Annotated in this window: 15 protein-coding genes; 7 read left to right on the top strand and 8 right to left on the bottom strand. The window is 64.7% G+C overall.

Going from position 1 to position 18,178, the window contains the following annotated elements; translation table 11 throughout:
• The first annotated feature begins 23 nt into the window (after positions 1-23).
• Positions 24-3,092: a peptidase domain-containing ABC transporter gene (locus BTH42_RS28980; RefSeq protein WP_075304619.1), complete on the top strand. Its 3,069-nt coding sequence runs from the start codon at positions 24-26 to the stop codon at positions 3,090-3,092.
• The gene (locus BTH42_RS28975) at positions 3,089-4,441 is read left to right on the top strand and encodes a sigma-54-dependent Fis family transcriptional regulator (RefSeq protein ID WP_075304618.1); all 1,353 of its coding nucleotides are present in this window, start codon (positions 3,089-3,091) and stop codon (positions 4,439-4,441) included. Before BTH42_RS28980 ends, BTH42_RS28975 begins: the two co-directional genes overlap by 4 nt.
• A 63-nt stretch (positions 4,442-4,504) precedes the next feature.
• On the opposite strand, the gene BTH42_RS28970 is transcribed toward BTH42_RS28975, so the two are convergent.
• From BTH42_RS28970 to BTH42_RS28960, 3 genes are all read right to left on the bottom strand, one after another.
• Positions 4,505-5,275: a PP2C family serine/threonine-protein phosphatase gene (locus tag BTH42_RS28970; RefSeq protein ID WP_075304617.1), complete on the bottom strand. Its 771-nt coding sequence runs from the start codon at positions 5,273-5,275 to the stop codon at positions 4,505-4,507.
• A gap of 5 nt (positions 5,276-5,280) precedes the next feature.
• Positions 5,281-5,568, bottom strand: a complete 288-nt coding sequence (locus BTH42_RS28965) for a hypothetical protein (protein WP_075304616.1) — start codon at positions 5,566-5,568, stop codon at positions 5,281-5,283.
• Between the two features lie 240 nt (positions 5,569-5,808).
• Positions 5,809-8,055 carry a multicopper oxidase family protein gene (locus BTH42_RS28960; protein WP_075304615.1) on the bottom strand — a complete coding sequence of 749 codons (2,247 nt, stop codon included), beginning with the start codon at positions 8,053-8,055 and terminating at the stop codon, positions 5,809-5,811.
• Positions 8,056-8,178: 123 nt separating this feature from the next.
• Here BTH42_RS28960 and BTH42_RS28955 point away from each other — a divergent pair, with 123 nt between their 5' ends.
• On the top strand, positions 8,179-9,861 hold the full coding sequence (locus BTH42_RS28955; protein ID WP_075304614.1) for an MFS transporter: 1,683 nt from the start codon (positions 8,179-8,181) through the stop codon (positions 9,859-9,861).
• Positions 9,862-9,909: 48 nt separating this feature from the next.
• Here the strand turns inward: BTH42_RS28955 and BTH42_RS28950 are convergent, their stop codons facing one another.
• Positions 9,910-11,040 (bottom strand): patatin-like phospholipase family protein, encoded by a 1,131-nt coding sequence (locus tag BTH42_RS28950; RefSeq protein ID WP_075304613.1) that lies wholly within the window; start codon positions 11,038-11,040, stop codon positions 9,910-9,912.
• Between the two features lie 222 nt (positions 11,041-11,262).
• Between BTH42_RS28950 and BTH42_RS28945 the strand changes: the two genes are divergently transcribed.
• The 3 genes from BTH42_RS28945 (at position 11,263) to BTH42_RS28935 (ending at position 12,971) form a co-directional block, all read left to right on the top strand.
• Positions 11,263-11,910, top strand: coding sequence for a glutathione S-transferase family protein (locus BTH42_RS28945; protein ID WP_075304612.1), 648 nt, complete (start codon positions 11,263-11,265; stop codon positions 11,908-11,910).
• A 201-nt stretch (positions 11,911-12,111) separates the two neighbouring features.
• A complete protein-coding gene (locus tag BTH42_RS28940; protein WP_075304611.1) occupies positions 12,112-12,633 on the top strand; it encodes a lecithin retinol acyltransferase family protein in 522 nt (173 codons plus the stop codon).
• An 89-nt stretch (positions 12,634-12,722) separates the two neighbouring features.
• Entirely contained in the window at positions 12,723-12,971 is a 249-nt protein-coding gene (locus BTH42_RS28935) for a hypothetical protein (RefSeq protein WP_075304610.1), read from the top strand.
• 10 nt (positions 12,972-12,981) lie between these two features.
• Here the strand turns inward: BTH42_RS28935 and BTH42_RS28930 are convergent, their stop codons facing one another.
• A complete protein-coding gene (locus tag BTH42_RS28930; protein ID WP_075304609.1) occupies positions 12,982-13,860 on the bottom strand; it encodes a LysR family transcriptional regulator in 879 nt (292 codons plus the stop codon).
• Between the two features lie 367 nt (positions 13,861-14,227).
• On the opposite strand from BTH42_RS28930, the gene BTH42_RS28925 reads away from it, so the two are divergent.
• Positions 14,228-14,719, top strand: coding sequence for a DUF4126 domain-containing protein (locus BTH42_RS28925; RefSeq protein WP_075304608.1), 492 nt, complete (start codon positions 14,228-14,230; stop codon positions 14,717-14,719).
• A 102-nt stretch (positions 14,720-14,821) separates the two neighbouring features.
• Here the strand turns inward: BTH42_RS28925 and tehA are convergent, their stop codons facing one another.
• From tehA to BTH42_RS28910, 3 genes are all read right to left on the bottom strand, one after another.
• Positions 14,822-15,913, bottom strand: coding sequence for a dicarboxylate transporter/tellurite-resistance protein TehA (tehA, locus tag BTH42_RS28920; RefSeq protein ID WP_075304607.1), 1,092 nt, complete (start codon positions 15,911-15,913; stop codon positions 14,822-14,824).
• A 166-nt stretch (positions 15,914-16,079) separates the two neighbouring features.
• Positions 16,080-16,430 carry a response regulator gene (locus BTH42_RS28915; RefSeq protein WP_075304606.1) on the bottom strand — a complete coding sequence of 117 codons (351 nt, stop codon included), beginning with the start codon at positions 16,428-16,430 and terminating at the stop codon, positions 16,080-16,082.
• A gap of 6 nt (positions 16,431-16,436) precedes the next feature.
• On the bottom strand, positions 16,437-17,987 hold the full coding sequence (locus BTH42_RS28910; RefSeq protein ID WP_256702369.1) for an ATPase domain-containing protein: 1,551 nt from the start codon (positions 17,985-17,987) through the stop codon (positions 16,437-16,439).
• Positions 17,988-18,178 lie beyond the last annotated feature (191 nt).

The following is an 18,178-nucleotide window of genomic DNA, read 5'->3' as shown; positions in this document are numbered from 1 at the left end:
GCCCGAACCAGGTTCGCCGACTCATGGACGCTCCCCAGACCGCGCCTTCCGCACCGTCCACCGCCGAGTTTCTCGCGACGGTGGAGATCCTGTCGCCGTTCTCGCGCGACGAGATCGAGCGGCTCGCCGAATCCGCGCAGCAGCGTTTCTATACGTTCGGCGAGACGGTGTGCTCGGCCGGTGACGTGGCCGACGGCCTGTATGTGATCCGCTCCGGCTCGGTGCGGATCTTCACCGAGGAGCACGGCAAGGAAACCAGCATGGGGGTGCGCAAGTCGGGCGAGATCTTCGCCGACATCGCGATGCTGCGCACGTATGTGCATGAAGCGTCGGTGCGCGCGTCGGCGAAAACCGAATTGCTGTTCATTCCGCGCGCCGCGCTCGAACCGGTGATGGCGGCCAACCCCGCCGCGCTGACGTTCGTCGCCAGTTATGTCGCGATCAATTCGGCGGGCGGCTTCGTTGCGCAACTATTCGATTTGCGCGGCAAGCTGAACAAGGCGGAACTCGAAGAGTATGTGCGCAGCGTCGGCGCGAAACGGGTCGCCGCGGGCAAGGAGATTCTCAAGCAGGACGGCCGCGACGACCGCCGGCTCTATGTCGTGCGGCAAGGCCAGGTGCGGATCGTGCGGCATGAGGAAGGGCGCGACTACACGCTCGCGACACTCGGCGAAGGCGAGATCTTCGGCGAAAAGGCCTGCCTGATGCGCCAGGAGCAGATGGCGTCGGCGGTGGCGACCACCGACACGCGCCTATTGGTGATTCCCGAGCGCACCGTTCATTTTATTCTGGAGCGCAATCCGAAACTGCGCGAAGTACTCGACGAGCGGATTCGCTACGGCGACCGCGAATTGCAGCGCCAGAAGCGCGTCGAACAGCGGCGCAAGCTGCCGTTGATGCTCGACTTGCACAGCAAGCCGGAACTCGGCGAAAAGATCATCAAGCGGTTCGCGCTGGTCGAGCAGGCCGAGGAAATGGACTGCGGCGCCGCGTGTCTGGCAATGATCTGCCGTCACTACGGAATTCCGATGACGCTCGGCAAGCTGCGCGAACTCGCGAACGTGACGACCCAGGGCGCGACGCTCGACAGCCTCGCGCGCGCCGGCGAGTCGCTCGGCTTCACGACGCGCGGCGTGCAATGCACGTTCGATTCGCTGCGCGGCTTCGATCTGCCGTTCATCGTGCATTGGGAGGGCTACCACTATGTAGTGGTGTATGGGCTCTCGAAAGACTACGTGTGGCTCGCCGATCCGGCGCTCGGTTTCAGAAAGCTGAGCGTAGAAGATTTCGAGCGCGGCTGGAGCGGCACCTGTCTGCTATTCACCGGCGGCGCGCAGCTATTGCAGATCTCGGCGTCGCGTTCGCCGTGGATTCGCTTTATCGGTTATCTGAAGCCGTATCGCAAGATACTCGGCTACCTGTTTCTCGCGACCTTCGTGATTCAGGTACTCGGCGTGATTCCGCCGCTGATCATCCAGAACATTCTCGACGGCGTGATCGTGCATCAGAACGTCAGTCTGCTGCATCTGCTGATAGGAGGCCTGATCATCTCGAACCTGTTCTCGCAGCTGATGTCGACGATTCGCGCGTACCTCGCGAACTTCATGGTGCGCAACATGGACTTCGCGATGATGTCGCAGTTCTTCAGGCATACGTTGTCGCTGCCGTTCTCGTTCTTCGCGAAGCGCAAGACCGGCGACATCTTCGCGCGCTTTCAGGAGAACCAGACGATCCGCGCGTTCCTGACCGAATCGACGGTGACCACTGCGCTGAATCTGCTGATGGTGTTCATCTACTTCACGATCATGTTCGTCTACAACGTGAAGATGACGCTGGTACTGATCGCGTTCGTGGTGCCGATCATGGCGCTGACCGTGATCGCGACGCCGCGCATCAAGGGTTATGCGCGCGAGGTGTTCACCGCGTCGACCGAGGCGAAGTCGTTTCTGATGGAAGCGCTGTCCGGCGTCGAAACCGTCAAGGGGATGGGGATCGAACGGCCGGTGCGTTTGCGCTGGGAGAAGAAATACGCGAAAGCACTCGAACTGCAGTACCGCGCGCACGCATTCAATATTCTGGTCGGCTTCGGCAGCCAGTTGCTCAATGCGGCGACCACGATTGCGATTCTGTGGGTCGGCGCGAATCTGGTGCTCGCGCGCGAACTGACGATCGGCCAGTTGATCGCGTTCAATGCGTTCATGGGCAGCGTGTTGTCGCCGCTGATGGGGCTGGTCGGCCTGTGGAGCATGCTGAACGATGCGGGCGTCGCGATGGAACGGCTCGGCGACGTGCTCGATATCGAGCCGGAGCAGCGGCCGCAGGATTTGCCGTCGCGCGTGATGCTGCCGGAACTGCAAGGCGAGATCAGTTTGCAGGGTGTGTATTTTCGCTACGGCGAAGACGATTCCGCCTATGTGCTGGAGAACATCAGCTTCGAGATCAAACCGGGCGAACTGGTTGCGATCGTCGGGCGCAGCGGGTCGGGCAAGACCACGCTCGCGAAACTGCTGGTCGGCTTTTATCAGCCGAGCGAAGGCAAGATGACGATCGACGGCTACGACGTCGGCGTGGTCGACAAGGCCTATTTCCGCTCGCAGATCGGTTATGTGATGCAAAGCAATCTGCTGTTTTCCGGCACGATTGCCGAGAACATCGCGAGCGGCGACGACGCGCCCGAACGAAGACGCATCGAGGAAGTCGCGAAGATGGCCGATGCGCACGGCTTTATCAGCAAGATGCCGCTCGGCTACGAACAGATTGTCGGCGAGCGCGGGATCGGTTTGTCGGGCGGTCAGATCCAGCGGCTGTGCATTGCGCGGGCGCTGTACCACGATCCGCGCCTGCTGGTGTTCGACGAAGCCACCTCGGCACTCGATTCGCAGTCGGAGAGCAATATTCTCGGCAACATGCACGACATCCTGAAGGGCCGCACCGCGGTGATCATCGCGCACCGGCTCAGCACGATCATGCGCGCGGACAAGATTCTGGTGCTGTACGAAGGCGCGATCGTCGAACAGGGTCGCCATGAAGAACTGATCCAGCGCGGCGGCATGTACTACCAGCTGGTGCAGAAACAGTTGAGCGCATCATGATGAAGATACTCGACCAGACGGAAGAGGCGAGTCCCGCGATTTCCTACGCGGGGCTGATCGAGCGGATCGAGATTTTGCGTTCGACGCTGCGCTGGTCGTCGCGGCTCGAACGCGCCGATATCGACAAGCTGCTCAGGCAGGCCACGTCGTTGCGCGACGAGGTGATGCAGTTGTCGCACAAGGAGCGCTTCGTGCAGGCGGCGAGCGCGGCCGAACCGCAGGACGCGGCCGGTCAATCGCGCGGCGCGCGCCGCAAGGCGCTGCTCGATCGCAGTTTCATTTTCGAGGGGACCTTCGGCGACAATCCGCGTCTGCTCGAATCGCTCGAAATCGCCGAGAAAGCCGCGCCCACCGATCTACCGGTATTGATCGACGGCGAGAGCGGCACGGGCAAGGAGTTGATGGCCAAGGTGATTCACGCGAACGGCGCGCGCGCGGACAAGCCGTTTATTTCGGTGAACTGCGGCGCGATTCCGGACAATCTGCTGGAATCCGAACTATTCGGGCACCGCAAAGGGGCGTTCACCGGCGCGTCGAACGATCGGAAAGGCAAGTTCGAAAGCGCGCACACCGGCACGATCTTTCTCGACGAAATCGGCGAATTGCCGCTCGCGGGGCAGGTGAAACTGCTGCGGGTGCTCGAATCGCACGAAATTCAGCGGGTCGGCTCGGATGAAATGATCGCGGTCGATACGCGCATCGTCGCGGCGACCAATCGCAATCTGCGCCAGCTTAGCGAAGAGGGCAAATTCCGCGAAGACCTGTTTTACCGGCTCAGTGTGATTCACGTGACGCTGCCGCCGCTGCGCGAGCGCCGCGACGAGATTCCGCTGCTGATCGCATGGTTCGGCGACGAGGCGGCCGGCACGCTGAAACGGCGGCCGGTCAGATTGACGCCGCGATTGCGCGATTTTCTGCTTGCCTATGCGTATCCGGGCAATATCCGCGAATTGCGTAACGTGATGTACCGGATCTCGTGTCTGGCCGGCGAGATGGCCGACATCGAGCATTTGCCGCTCGATATCCGGCCGAATGCGGCCGGCGTGGCGGGTGCAGCGCAAGGCATATCGGCGAGCGGCGAGCAGCCGATCAGCGTCGCGAATCTGATGTCGTTGAGCGACGCGAAGCGGGCCGCCAGCGACGACGCGGAGAAAGCATTTCTCGAACGCGGCTTGCGCGAGGTGAGCGGGACGGTCGCCGAACTCGCGCGACGCATCGATATGAACCGTTCGCACCTGCAGATGCTGCTGAAAAAGCACGGGCTGCATTCGAAGGATTTCCGCAACCGGAACGGCCAGCCGGCGAAAAACGGAGCAAATGAGCGGGATGAGGACGATGCGGAAGGCTGAACGCAGTCCAACACAGATAAGCGGAATCGCCGCGCGGAATCCGGCACCCGCTTCAACAACCGCTCAAGGCGCGGGATTCAACAAAGTCTTTTCCGACGCATTCGGGTCCTGAGCTTCGACCACCACCGCGGTGATGTTGTCGCGCCCGCCGCGCGCGAGCGCCAGTTCTACGAGTTCGCCGCACGCGTTCTCGCGCTGCGCGGAGGTCAGCACGTCGGCGATCTCGTCGTCGCTGAGCTCGTTACTCAGGCCGTCGCTGCACAGCAGGAACACGTCGCCGTCGGCGACTTCGATCGCGTCGTCGTCGAGTTCGAGTACATCGGTTGCGCCAACCGCGCGCGTAATCATGTGCTGCGCCGGATGATGGCGCGCCTCTTCTTCGGTGATTACGCCGAGCGAACGCAATTCCTCGACCTGGCTATGGTCGCGCGTCAATTGCCGCAATTGCCCCGCGCGATACAGATAGATGCGGCTGTCGCCGGCCCACAGATAGCCGCAGAAGCGATCGCACGCGAGCAAAACGACCACGGTGCTGCCGATCCGCTGCACCTGGCGGCGCGCGGCCTCGTCGCGCAACTGGTGGTTCGCGCGTTGCAGCCGCGTGCGCGCATCGGCGACCAGCGTTCTGATACTGCGCGATGCGCCGAGCTGGCTCAACGCGTCGATGACCGCGCGGCTCGCGACGTCGCCGACCGCGTGCCCGCCCATCCCGTCGGCGACCGCCCAGCGGCCGTCCTCGGGTCGGTCGAGACACGCGTCTTCGTTGATTTCGCGCACGTGTCCGGTGTCCGAACGCGCGCACGAAGTCCAGCGAAATTGGCTCGCGCAGCTCACAACGTCTACACCGAATCGTTGCGGGTACGCGCGTCGGGCGACACAGTGAGGTTCGAGTTCGCGCCGAAGTTGCGCACGTCGACCGACTGGAACTGGTTGATCATCTGGTTCGCGTAGAAGTTGTTGGAGACTTCGTACAGGTTGACGACCGGGCCGATGCTCGGCGTTTGCGGCACGTAGGGCTGGATCCAGCCATATACCCACGGCGCGCCGCCGCCGCCGCGAATCGCCGCCATCGCCTTGCGATCGAGCGCGAGGTTCAGCGAGAGGTCGTTGATCGAGATGCAGGACATGTCGTTCTCCGGTTGGCCGCGTAGACAACGCAACGCGCGCGGTTCAATGGACTCTGCCGGAGATGGTGCAAAGCGCGTGCCAATCGCGGAGCGCAATTGCGCGCGGGCCGCGGCGCGTTCTCCGGCGGGCCTCGCGTAGGTTTGCCGCTAGCAGGGCCGGCGCGAGTGGTCGGCCCGCAACCAACATATCCGCGTGCGAACAGGTGTACGGCCCAACACATCGGGTTGGGCCGTCATCGGTCACTTCGCCGCGAAGTACTTCGACGAACACATCGCGGCGCTCAGCGCCAATTGCGTCGGATCGGGCTTTCTGCCGGTGAGCTGGTTGAACCAGCCGGCCGCTTTGTCGGAGGCGAGCCTGACCGGCGTCGCGATGCGCTGCAGCAGCGCGGTGGTCGGCGACACGATGCTGACGTTCTCCATCATCCCGCGATCCTCGTGGTCGAGGATGTGGCAATGCATGACGAACTCGCCGGTAAAGTCCTCGTATTTGGTGCGCATGACCAGCGTGTAGCCGGCCTTGATGAATAGCGTGTCGCGCACCACGCCGCGCAGATTGCAGTACTCCTCGTCGCCGGTCGCGATTTCGGCGGCGGTGCAATTGCCCGACGAATCGTAGATCGACGTATTGCCGTTCTTGATGTCGACGATCTTGAACGGATTGGTGTGAATATGAAACACGTGGGTTGCGAGCGGGGTCGCCTGCACATCCCATTCGTCGATATGCCCCAGCGTGCCGGTATAGGCGATCACCGCGGGATCGTACGGCTTGCCATTGATCACGAATTGCGGCGTCGGCGCGAAGACGTTGATGTCGAATGTGGCGGGCACCGTCTTGTCGAGCGGACCGTCGACCGCGGCCACCGGCGCGAACGCCTTTAGCGTCAGCGAAGCGAGGTCGTCCTTTGCCGGCCGCGCCAGATTCGCATTCGCGGCCAGTAATTGATCGCGAATGTACTGCCAGTACTTCGAATGCGCGCCGACCGTGGTATTCGGAATGTTCACACCGGGGCCGACTCGCGCGAGCGACAGCAGGCGCCGGTCTTTCATTTTCGAACTGTTCGGCCGGAAGTTGATGGTCGCCGAACTCGACGCCGCTTCATCGAGAATGCAATAGAGCCCGGGCGACGGAAACGCGACCAGCACGTCGCTGCGATAACCGGGGTTCATCGAGTTGACGTCTTTCTCGACCATCGCCGGCATCGTGATGCCGTCTTCGGCGAATTCGAGCTGCTTGACGGTTTCGCCGCTGCAAATCGCATCGAGCGTGGTGGTCTGGCTGGTCTTCGAGGTCGCGTTCACCAGTTTGCTCGCCGCGCTATTGGTCGCCGTATTGACCTGGGTTGCCGACAGCGACTGCGAATCCGCGAGACCCAGAGCCGACAGATTCGCGCGCACGATCTTCACATTGATCGTGTCGCGATTGCCGCCATGCACCATCCGCAGGCGGCGAATCTCGCCGGCCGGCACGAACGAAAGCGCACTCGGGAACACCGGCTGCACGACGCCGTTGATCTGCGTATAGCGGCCGGAGATCGCCCATGTCGAGTTCAACTGTCCCGCATGGTCGGGCCGCGGATCCGGCACGAACGCGAGTTGATTCGTGTAGCCGCGAATTTCGCCGGTGGCGCCTTTCGGGCAGGTCCATTCGAACGTCTTCGCGTCGGCCAGCGGCACGTCGGAGCTCGCGCTGTCGAAGCAGCCGTACTCGATCTGCTGGAACAGCATCACGTGCTCGCGAAACGGCAGATTGAAAAGCTGGCGATGCAGGATCGTATCGATGTCCGCGCTGCCGTCCGCGACACCGTTGCGCGCCGCGCGCGAGCCGCGCACGATCAATACGCCGGCCATCCCGCTGGCGACGTCGATCGCGGTCGAGCCGTGCAGATGCGCGTGATACCAGAACGTGCCGGACGGATGCGTGGCCGGGATTTTGTATGAATACGCTTGCGTGGCGCCCGGCAACACGGTGAGCAGCACGTTGTCGGAATTGCCGGACGGCGACACGTGCAGACCGTGCGTGTGAATATTCGTATGGTTGAAGCAGTGCGGCGTCGAATGGTCGACGTCCGGCGGACAGAAGTCGGGCGGATCGTTCGCGCCGAGCGCATTCTTCAGCGTCAGTTTGAGCGTCGCGCCCTGCTTGATCGTGATGGTCGGCCCGGTCGGGCAACCGTTATACGAGCGCATCGATACGGTGTCGTAGACGTTGGTCTCGGGGTTGTAGATCCCGTACACGCCTTTTTTCACTGTCAGCGTGACCGACGCCGAATTGCCGAGCGGGTTCAGCGGCAGCAGGCATTGCAGGCGCTGCAGAATCGATGCGAGTCCGTTGGTCGCGGACGCCGCCGTGTTGTCGGCGAGCGCATCGCTGGTGTCACCCAGATCGCCGAAAGAACGGGTGGCCGCGGTACTTTGCGCATGCGCCGCCGTAGCGGCCACGGAAACGGAAAATACCGCAATCAGCGTAGTGGATTTGAGTCGCATGGCCGCTCCTCGGAAGTTATTCAATTCGTTACGGGCACTTCTTCGTAGACGACAATAGGCCTTCCGAAAAGCTTCGTTAGGCCAACCGTGATAGCTCGGTGGGATAACGAACAAAGCAGCAAAATGCTGATTGATTGGGATAACGAAACGCGAATCGGAGCGAACGTGACCAACTCGGATTTTCCAGACAGTAAGCGCAATAGCGCGCACGCAATCTCCGCGCAAGCGAGCCCGTGCGACGAACTCGTGATCCGCGCGCAACCCGCCACGACCGACTTCCCATGCCGGCGCAAACGTCTCGCGCTCGCCGCGACGATCCTCGGTTCGAGCATGGCGTTCATCGACGGCTCGGTCGTCAATGTGGCGTTGCCGTCGATCCAGAGCGAACTCGGCGCGAGCGTCGCGGCGCTGCAATGGGTCGTCAACGCGTATCTGCTGTTGCTCGGCTCGCTGGTGCTGGTCGGCGGTTCGCTCGGCGACGTGCTCGGCCGCCGCACGGTGTTCATCGCGGGCATCGCGCTCTTCACGCTGGCGTCGGTTGCCTGCGGCCTCGCGCCGAACGCGGCCGCGCTGATCGCCGCGCGCGCGGTGCAGGGGATCGGCGCCGCGCTGCTGGTGCCGAGCAGCCTCGCGATCATCGGCGCGGTGTTCGACGACGCCGCGCGCGGCCGGGCCATCGGCACGTGGGCGGGCGTCGGTGCGATCACGTCGGCGCTCGGACCGGTGGCGGGCGGCTGGCTTGTCGATGTCTGGTCGTGGCGCGCGATCTTTTTTCTGAACGTGCCGCTCGCCGCGTTGACCATCGCGCTTGCGCTCGCGTCGGTGCCCAACAGCCACAACGCGGATGCGACCCGGACGCTCGACTGGCCGGGCGCGCTGAGCGCGGCGGCGGGGCTCGGCGCGCTGACGTTTGGTCTTACGCTGGCGTCGTCGCGCGGCTTTGCGCAGCCGTTCGTGCTCGGCATGCTCGGCGCCGGCGTGCTGATTCTCGTCGCGTTCGTGCTCATCGAAGCGCGCAGCGCTAACCCGATGATGCCGCTCGACGTGTTCCGCTCGCGCGATTTCAGCGGCGCGAATCTCGTCACGCTGCTGCTTTATTTCGGGCTCGGCGGCGCGTTCTTTTTCATGCCGTTCACGCTGATTCGCGCGCACGGCTTTAGCGCGACCGAAGCGGGCGCGGCGCTGCTGCCGGTGCCGGTGATGATCGGTTTGCTGTCGCGTTTTACCGGCGGCCTGACGAGCCGTTTCGGCTCGCGAGCACTTCTAACTATCGGGCCGGCGGTGGCCGGTGTCGGTTTCGCGCTGCTGGCGTTGCCGTTCGTGCACGGCGGCTACTGGAGCGGATTTTTCCCCGCGCTCACGGTGCTCGGTCTCGGCATGACGATCGCCGTCGCGCCGCTGACCACGACCGTGATGGGCTCGGTGCCGCGCGAGCGCGCCGGCGTCGCGTCCGGCATCAACAACGCGGTCGCGCGGGTGGCGAGTCTGCTGGCAATCGCGGTGCTCGGCATCGTGTTCGTGTGGTCGCATCACGCGGCGCTGGCGGCGCGTCTCGACGCATTGCAGGTGCCCGCAAGTGAGCGGGAGAGCGGGCAGTTGCTGGAGCCGGACGCGCCGGCGGAGAGTGCAAACGGTGCCGGCCACGCAGCGCGCGACACGCCGCTCGCGCGCGCGGAAGCCGACTCGATCGTCGACGCGCTGCGCGCCGTTGCGCTCGTATCGGCTCTGTGTGCATTCGCCGGTGCGGGGATTGCGGCGGCCACGTTGCAGCCGCGCAAACGCGAGGGGCCCGCGGGTCGGCAATGAGCGTGCGTGAAAGCGTTGAAGACCTGATCGCTTGAGATTAAGAGCGGCTCACGCTGCTTCTGTCGTCACCTGCCCACGCTCGACCCGATGCACGGTCACGCCAAGATGCGCGCTCGACATTTCGGTCAACCAGGGTTTCCCGGCCAGCGCCGCGCTCAGGTCCGCATAGCCGGCCGCACGCCGCGCGGCGATCGATTCACGCGAGAACTCCGCATCGCTGCCGGGCACCTGATCGGGGCCCGGTCGATACACGACGTGGACAACGTCGAGCCGCTGCACCACCGGAGCTTTCGGTATCGCCGAGGCCGCCGCCGCGTCGCGCGTCGCGAGATGATGCTCGGCCTGCCGCAGACGGGTACACGCGACCGCGGTATCGAGGTGATAACGGCTGCGGCTCGCATACTGAATCTGTTTCGCTCTCCAGAGTACTTCGTTCATGTTACGCGGCGCCTTACCCGCAAGGCTCCACAGATCGATCATGAACACGACCAGATGCGCATGCCGCGAGCGCTCGACGATCTCGTCGAGCGGCGTATTCGATACGCACGCGCCGTCCCAGTAAAGCCGGCCGTCGATCGATGTCGCCGGAAAGCCCGGCGGCAGCGAACCGCTCGCGAGTACATGCGCGGCCTCGATGCTGTCGCGCTCGCTGTCGAAGTAATGCGGCAGGCCGGTTTCGACATCGGTGACGCCGACGCTCAGCCGCACCGGCGCGTCGCGCCCGACCGGAAACGTCGCGAAGCGCTGCAATGTGGCCAGCATCGGCGACGTGTCGTAGAAGCTCACGTGTTGCGACGGCGCATCGGGCAGAAACAGCGCGAACGGATTGCGCGGCGAGAAGAACGCCGGTTGCCCGAACAGCACCGCATCGGCATAGCTGACCGCGTTGTGCAGATAGCGCAGTACCGTTGCATTCTCCGGCAGCGGAAAATCGGGCCGCGAAATGGCGTCCCAGAACCCGGTCAGCTTTTGCAGCCGTTCTTCGGGCGGGTTTGCCGCGATCACGGCCGCGTTGAATGCGCCGATCGACGTGCCGCATATCCAGTCGGGCAGCAGACCGGCTTCGGCCAGTGCCTCGTACGCGCCGATGTGATACGCGCCGAGCCCGCCGCCTCCTTGCAGCGCGAGCGCGATGGCGGGTGTCGAGCGGGGCGAAGCCGAGCCGCTAGTGGTGGCCATGCGGGACCTCCTTGCCTCTACGGTCAATCGGTGGCGACTGCCTGGGATTCCAATCTATTTCAATGCGTTGGTGAGCGCCTGTCCGGACAACTTTGCTGCGTCTTCGGCGATCATCTATTTCGCATGGTTATTTTTATTGTTGTGAGTAGAATCGCCGACTGGCTTCGATCACGTCATCATTCAGACAGGTAGCCTAACCGATACCTTGAGAACGAGGTCGCGATGAAGCTCTATTTCAGCCGCAATTACAATCCGCGTCTTGCCGTTGCGGTGGCGCGCTATCTGAACTCGCCGGTCGAGTTCGAATTCGCGTCGCCGTTTTCGCCGGGCGAGCGCGAGAAGTTCATCAAGCTCAATCCGAATCTGAGTTTGCCGATTCTGCTCGACGGCGACGCCACACTTTGGGAAGCGGACGCGATCGCGTGCCGGCTCGCGCGTCTCGCCGGCTCGCAATTCTGGCCGACCGACGACGCGCAGCCGGACCTGATCCGCTGGCTCAGCTGGGGCTATTCCCATTTCGTGCGCGCGTGCGATCACGTGCATTTCGAACGGGTGACCAAGCAGCGTTATGGGCTGGGGCCGATCAGGCCCGAGATCGTCGAGGCGGGGCTGAACGAATTCGCTTCGTCGGCCGCGATTTTGCAGCAGTATCTGGCGGGTCGGGACTGGCTGGTCGGCAGCGAAGTCACGTACGCCGATTTCCGCATCGCCTGCGTGTTGCCGTTTGCCGAACTGGCCGGCCTGCCGCTCGGCGATTTTCCGCGCGTCGAAGCGTGGCACGCGCGACTGATGGAGATCCCCGCGTGGCGCGATCCGTTCGCCGGACTCGACGCGCCGGAACTGCCGCCGATCGGCGCGGCAGCGCAATGATCGAGGGCGCGATCGCAACCCTCAACTGACTGCCGTACGCCAACAGATCGCCTCGAATTCTGTTGGCCGTTCGCTGACAAGCACCGCTTCAAGAAACCGCTCGGTAAGCCGTAAACCCCGTAAACAAGGGCTTTTCGGCGCATGGCCCGGATGATGCAAAAGCTGTCGCAACAGTGTTGGAATTTGCGAACGAGGCCAGCCATGAACACCGCAACGCTCGACCCCCGCCACGAAGCTTCCGAAGCCGGCGCTACCGCCGCCGCCAAAGCGTCGACGATCGATCTGCCGATCGGCGCGCATCTGGTCACCCAACGCAACGGCTACGAACATCACGGCATCTACGTCGGCAATGGCCGCGTGGTCCATTACTCTGGCTTTGCCAGTTCCGCGCATCGCGGGCCGGTCGAGGAAGTCGAACTCGCGCGCTTCGCCGCCGGTCATCCGCTGTCGATCCGCGCGACGCCGTCCGCGCTCTACGTCGGCGCGGAAGCGGTGAGCCGCGCTCGCTCGCGCCTCGGCGAAAACCGCTACCGCCTGCTGACCAACAACTGCGAACACTTCTGCGCATGGTGCCTGCTCGGCGAAAGCCGCAGCGAACAGGTGCATGGCTGCCTGCGCCATCCGCGCGCCGGCATGCGCGCGCTGCTGTGCCTCGTGAAGGCGTTCGTCGAAAGCGGCGCACGGCATGGCGCAGCAAGCGGCTCGGCCGCACAGATCGCGTGAGCGCAGCACCAGCAACGCAGCACAGAGCAACTCAGCACAGCACAGAGCAGTACAGCGCTTCGCGCGCGAGACGATTCGAGGAGAGCATCATGGTTGCCGCAGAAAAGAGCTTGCACTGGGCCGTCGACAAATGGCTCGCGCCCACCCCGTCGATGCCCGCGCGCGTCGTCCAGTTCTGCCACCGCGCATCGCAACATCGCTATGTGTGCGTGCAGGCGTTGAAACCCGAAGGATTGCTATCGATCTTTTTCTTCCGCCATCGCGACGGCTCGTGGAACGTGTTTCCGCCGCAAGCCGAACGGCCGGCGATGAACGGCCACTGCCGCACCGCCGCATAGTCGTGCAAACTCAGTTGCCGCTCGCGGCGGCCGCCTCCTTGACGATCCACTGACTGAACAGCACCATCGCCGGCGTCATCGGCTTGCCCTTCAGACTGGTGAGCCAGTAACTCCCCGCATGAACCTCGACGTCGAACGGGCGCACCAGCCGCCCGGTGTTGACCTCGTGCTCGAACATCGACACCGGCGCGAGCGCGATCCCCGCGCCCTGCATCGCCGCCTCCACCATCAGCCGCGACGAATCGAACACCGGCCCGCGCACCGGACGCGGCGCGATGCCGGCGGCCGCGAACCAGTTCATCCAGTCGTCCGCGCGATACGAGCGCAGCAGGGTTTCGTTGGCCAGATCGTCGGGGCGTGACAGGCGCGCGGCGGTCTCGGGTGTACACAGCAGCGCGAGCGGTGCGTCGAGCAGGCGGGTCGCGAGCGAGCCGGGCCACGTGCCGTCGCCGAAACGGATCGCGAAGTCGAGGCCTTCGGTCGCGAGGTCGACGAGATTGTTGTTGGTCAGCAGCCGTAGTTCGACGAACGGATGCGCGTCGCGAAACGACTTCAGGCGCGGCATCAACCAGCCGACCGCGAAGGTGCCGACCACGCCGATCGTCAGCACTTCGTGAAAGTGGCCGCCCTCGAACTGCTTGAGCACCGCCTCGATGCGATCGAATGCGTCGGACAGCACGTGGCGCAGCGCGAGTCCTTCGTCGGTCATCGCGAGGCCGCGCGGCAGACGCTTGAACAGCGCGGTGCCGAGCCGCTCTTCGAGCGAGCGGACCTGCTGGCTCACGGCCGCCTGGGTCACGTTCAATTCCTGCGCGGCGCGCGTGAAGCTCAGGTGCCGCGCGGACGATTCGAACGCGCGCAGCGCATTCAGCGGAAGATACGGTCTCATGGTTCAGGTATTAGATTTTCTTGTGAGTCGGCTAACTTATCACCGTTTGCCGGCTGGGCGCGGAAAATCGGTGGCGGCTTCCCGCGCGCGTCGGCGCTCGTCTGTGTCCGCCGACTGTGCGACACTAGGGGCCGCATCGACGGAGGCAACCGTCCATCCCGCACTGTTTCGCGCGGGCGCTGGACGAGGCGGCAGCAACGAAGCGGCGTTCGTGAGCAACAGCAACGCGCGAACGTGGCTTGCCCCGATGCAGCTGGTGAGAAGTTGACTGTGCAGATGGAATGCTCGACAGGTCCTGCCGACGTTCGTCCACGTGAAACGTCGGCTTGTTCAACCGTGCATCATTGCCCTCGTTCAGGAGTCCACTATGTCCGTGTACGTTCTGGCCTTGCTCATCGGTATCGTCGCCGGCCTGCGCGCGATGACCGCTCCCGCCGCCGTCAGCTGGGCCGCGCGGCTCGGGTGGTTGCCGCTGCAAGGCACGCCGCTCGCGTTCTTCGGCTTCGCCGCCACGCCATACATCTTCACCGTGCTGGCGTTCATCGAACTGATCACCGATCAACTCCCCGAAACCCCTAGCCGCAAGGTGCCGTTGCAATTCGGCGCGCGCATCGTCCTCGGCGCGTTGAGCGGCGCCGCGATCAGCGGCGCGCATGGCGGGCTGGCGGGCGGCTCGGTGGTCGGCGTGCTGGGCGCGGTGGTCGGGGCGGTCGGCGCGGTGCTCGGCACGCTCGGCGGCGCGAAGGCGCGCGCGGCGCTGGCCAATATGTTCGGGCGCGATGCGCCGGCGGCGCTGATCGAGGACGTGGTTGCGATCGTCGGCGCGGCGCTGATCGTCGTGTCGCTGCACGGCTTCTGACAGATGCGCGAAAGCGGCGGGACGCGTGATGCGTCGCCGCCGCCTTGCTTTGTTTAGTGAGCCGAAACGATTCGGCTGGCTGTTTCGCGCCCTTGTGTGTGGTTATTGAACGCGGACTACCCGCGGGCTCGCCGCGATGCGCGCGACCGGACCGTTCGTGGACGCCTCGGCGGCAGTCGAGGCCGGCGCGCTCGCCGCCGGCGGAATCAGCTTGCCCTGCACCAGCAGCCCGAGCGTCTTTACCACCAGGATCGCGATGATCGCGTTCGCGGCGACAAACAGCACCGGCGCGGCCCATTCGAGCGGACCGGTCGCGCCGCGTTCGAGCAGGCGCAGCACCATAGTGGGCAGCGCGGCGACCCCGAAGCTGAATGCCCAGTAGCCGGCCACGAACGCCTGGCGGCGAATCCACGGCAGCAGACGCAGCAGCAACAAGCCTTGATACAGGCCGTAGCCGAGCAGCGCGTAAGCGAACAGATCGGGCGCGCCGCTGGTCAGGCTCAGGTACGCGACTCCGCCGACGACCGGCGGCGCGAGCTGGATGCCGAGCGTCGGACGCAGCGCTTCGGGCAGCGGTTCATGCACGGCGGCGCGCTGCAGGATCATCGATTCGAGCGCGAGCCAGGCCAGCGCGCCGGCGCCGAAAAACAGTTCGCCGAGCTGATGAAAACCGAACGCGGCCGAACTCGTCGCGGCGACGAAGCCGGCGCCGACCGTCGGCAGATAGATCGCCGGGGTGGTCAATTCGGGCTTGCGGCCGCCTTGCCACAGCTTGCCGTGCAGGTACACGCCGAGCGCGAGTTGCGCGATGGTGGCGACGCCGTACAGCCCCAGCGCGAGCGTATGCGCATACGGTTGCAGCAGTTGCGCGGCGAGCAGCGTCGCCACCGGTCCGAGCGCGACGAACGACGATTGCACCGGATGCTCGAGTTCCGCGCGGGCCTCGGCGGTGTGCGCGAACCACTTGTGCGCGTAAGCGGCCAGCACGACGAGCCAGACCGCGAGCGCGGCGACCGTCAGCGCGGTTCCCGCGATGGCGGGCAGATGCCACACGCGGATCGCGACGCGCCACAGATTGGCGAACGCGAGCGCGCCCACCGCGATCCCGAAGAAGCCAGCAGGGACTACACCAAGACTCGCACCAAGACTCGCACCAAGGTTCGCACTAGGATTCGCACCACGATTGCTGTTCATGACCGGGCTCCTGAAGTTGCGTCGCGCGGCGGGGTTGCTGCTTCGCGCGAACGATGGCTCACTTTAAGAGGCGACGGTCAAACGTAGAACGCTGGCGACGCTCGACCAATAGCGCGAGCGTCTCAAGCTGGTTGCGGGTTAGCGGTGTGCGAATCAGGCGCCGATGTTACGCACCCATCCGCGCGAGCATCGCCAGCAGCTGGTCGAACGACAGCGGCTTGCGCGCATACGCGATGTGCGGATTCGGTTGCGCGGGCACGTCGGCGGCCGCGCTGCACAGGATGATCGGGATCTCGCGCAGCTCGGCATCGGCGTTCAGCGCCGCGCACAGCTGGATGCCGGACATCACCGGCATCATGCAGTCGGACACGATGATGTCGGGACGGCTCGTGCGCACCAGCTCGAGCGCGGCCGCGCCGTTGGACGCGGTCAGCACCGTATAGCCGTGCCGCTCCAGCAGCAGCCGCCAGACCGTCAGGATGTCGAACTCGTCGTCCACCACCAGAATGGTTTTCATGGGCGCCTAGGTTGGGCGCCGCGTTTGCAGCGTGGCCGACAGTCCGGCCGGCGAAGACGAGCCGCCGGTCGTGGGCGGACCGTCGATCACGTCGAGACCTTGCGACGAAATCGCCAGTTCGCGCAGCGACGTGTCGTGCGCGCTTTCGCGTTGCTTGACCACCGAGATCATCCGCCGCAAGCCGTGCTCCGTTTCCGCGTAGCGCAGCAGCACGAGGTTTTCGGTCAGCGCGGAGACCCGTACGGCGCGGCCGTGACCGGGATCCGCGTAGAGCGGCAGTTCCTCGGTGACGAGCGTCGTGACCGCCGCCTCGCGCAGCTGATGCAGCAGTGCGTTCAGGAACAGCCCGAAACGCTCGGTGCGCAGCGCCGAATCGCGGAAGCCTTCGACCCCGTCGATCACGATGCGCGTCGCGCCGGTCTCGCGGACCGTGGCGAGCGCGTCGGCCGCGACTTCGTCGACCGCGAGTTCGATCGCCGGCTGCCAGCGCACCACGAGGCGGCCGTCCTGCCACGCGTCGGCGAGCGGGATCGATACCGCTTCGGCTTTGCCGATCAGCCGCTGCGGTCCTTCGTAGAAGCCGAGATACACGCAGCGCTCGCCGCGCGCGACGCCGGCGGCCAGAAACTGCAGACACAGCAGCGTTTTGCCGACCCCGGACGGGCCGATCAGCGTGGTCGTCGAACCTTGCGCGAAGCCGCCGCCGAGCAGGTTGTCGAGATGCGGCAAGCCGAAGCCGAGGCGCGCTTTCAAATCGACCGGGCCGGGCTGCGCGGCGCACTGCGCTTCGAGCCGCGGGAACATCAGCAGCCCGCTTTCGGCGATGCGGAAGAAGTGCTTGCCCATCCGGTGATTGCGCGCGCGCATCTTGTGCACTTCGATTTCGCGCGCGCGGCGCATCCCGTCGCTGTAGCGGTTCAGCTCGATCAGCCCGTCGACCAGCGTGTGCTCGGGGTGCGGCTCGTTGCCGGACAGCGGCGCGAGCAGCAGCGTGGTGCAGTCGAGCGCGGCGACCAGCGCGTTCAGTTCGTGGATGAACTTCGACAGCGACAGCTCGGTTTCGCTGAATTCGCGCGCGCTGCGAAAGCCGTCGATGATCATCAGGCTCGGCCGGTAGTCGTAGATGCTCGACGCGATCAGCTTCAGAAAGCCGTCGAGGCCGTCCTTCATCAGCTCGTGATAGCCGGACACGAACAGCATCTGCTGCGCGACCGCGGTTTCGTCGAAGAAGCTCAGACCTTTCAGATGGCCGAGCAGCTTGTCGTGCGACTCGGCGATCAGCGTCATGTACAACACCTTCTCGCCCTGACGGACCCGGTGAAAGCCGATCTGGCTCGACAGGATCGTCTTGCCGGCGCCCGCCATCCCTTCCAGCAGATAGACGCCGCCGCTCACCAGACCGCCGCCGAGAATCTCGTCGAAGCCGGGCACGCCGGTTTCGACATTGCGTCGCGCCGCGTTGCGCCGGATTTCGTCCGGCTGGCCCCCGTCGGGTCGGGCCGCGTCAGACCGCGCCGCTGCGGACGGGGAAGACGGGTTGGATGCGTCGGTAGTCATTGTCGATGTGTAGTTCAAGGTGCACTGAAAACGACGGCCTGGTCGTGACCGTCTGATGCTCAACCTAGCGGTGGTAGCAATCCGCGTTCCCGGACGGGCAGCGGTGTGAGGCGACGCGGAATGCGGGGATTTTATCTGGGGCCGGGACGCTTGGCGAACCGGTGTGCGCTGCGCGGTGGACGGCGGGGGCG

This window comes from Burkholderia sp. SRS-W-2-2016, assembly GCF_001931485.1.
GTDB lineage: Bacteria > Pseudomonadota > Gammaproteobacteria > Burkholderiales > Burkholderiaceae > Paraburkholderia.
This window is presented reverse-complemented; position numbering and strand designations above follow the sequence as displayed.